A 1272-nucleotide genomic window follows, 5' to 3' on the forward strand; every position below is an offset into this window, starting at 1 on the left:
CAAGGAGAAGTTCCCGACCGCTCCGCGCTTCCACGGCCGGCACCAGCTCAACCGCTGGCCCGACGGGCTGGAGAAGTGCATCGGCTGCGAGCTGTGCGCGTGGGCCTGCCCGGCCGACGCGATCTACGTCGAGGGTGCCGAGAACGTCGACGGTGACGGCGAGGAGTCGGCCCGGTTCTCCGCCGGAGAGCGCTACGGCCGCGTCTACCAGATCAACTACCTGCGCTGCATCCTGTGCGGCCTGTGCATCGAGGCCTGCCCGACCCGGGCGCTGACGATGACCAACGAGTACGAGCTGGCCGACGACAACCGCGCGGACCTGATCTACGAGAAGTCCGACCTGCTGGCTCCGCTGTTGCCCGGCATGCAGCAGCCGCCGCACGAGATGCAGCTCGGCAAGGACGACCTGGCCTACTACCGCGGGGACTTCGCGGCCCCGATCCCGGTGCCGGTGGTGCCGTCGGGGCCGACGACGGACGGCACGGCAGGGGGCCACGCATGACCGCGTTCTGGGTGCTCGCCCCGATCATGGTGATCGCCGCCCTCGGCCTCCTGTTCGTCCGCAAGGCCGTGCACGCCGCGATGCTGCTCGCTGTCGTGATGATCAGCCTCTCGGTGCTGTATCTCGTCCTGGAGGCGCCGTTCCTCTTCGCGGTGCAGATCATCGTCTACACCGGCGCGATCCTGATGCTGTTCCTGTTCGTCCTGATGCTGGTCGGTGTCGATGCCTCCGACTCGCTGGTGGAGACGATCAAGGGCCAGCGCGCGCTGTCCTGGATCGTCGGCCTGGCCTTCGCGGTGATCATGATCGTCGGCTTCACCCAGTTGACCTTCGGTACGGCGGTGGGGCTCGAGGACGCCAACAAGGGCGGGAACATCCAGGCCCTGGCCAACCTGCTCTTCTCGCGCTACGTCTTCGTCTTCGAGACCACGAGCGCGCTGCTGATCACCGCGGCCGTGGGCGCGATGGTGCTCGCGCACCGCGAGCGGCTCACGCCGCGACGTACCCAGCACGAGATCGCGGCCGAGCGGATCCGGGCCTACGCCGAGACCGGCGCGCACCTCGGACCGCTGCCCCCACCGGGTGTCTACGCCCGGCACAACGCCGTCGACACCCCTGCTCTGCTGCCTGACGGCAGCCCTGCGGCAGCGTCGGTGTCCCGGGTCCTCGCGGCCCGCGGCACGATGCGGCCGACCGGGCTGCGCGACATCGACAAGATGCAGGCGCAGATCGGGGTCGACCCGACGCACGCGCCCGAAGTGGCGGGCAAG

2 protein-coding genes are annotated in these 1272 nt (G+C 69.5%); both read left to right on the forward strand.

From position 1 onward, the window contains the following. Positions 1-502 (forward strand): NADH-quinone oxidoreductase subunit NuoI (gene nuoI / locus ASD84_RS22765; RefSeq protein WP_056716201.1); only part of this gene is annotated, 502 nt, incomplete at its 5' end. Continuing rightward, a partial coding sequence (locus tag ASD84_RS22770) for an NADH-quinone oxidoreductase subunit J (protein ID WP_082587111.1) occupies positions 499-1272 on the forward strand: 774 nt, incomplete at its 3' end. The genes nuoI and ASD84_RS22770, both read left to right, overlap by 4 nt.

The organism is Nocardioides sp. Root682 (assembly GCF_001427795.1).
Classification (GTDB): Bacteria; Actinomycetota; Actinomycetes; order Propionibacteriales; family Nocardioidaceae; genus Nocardioides.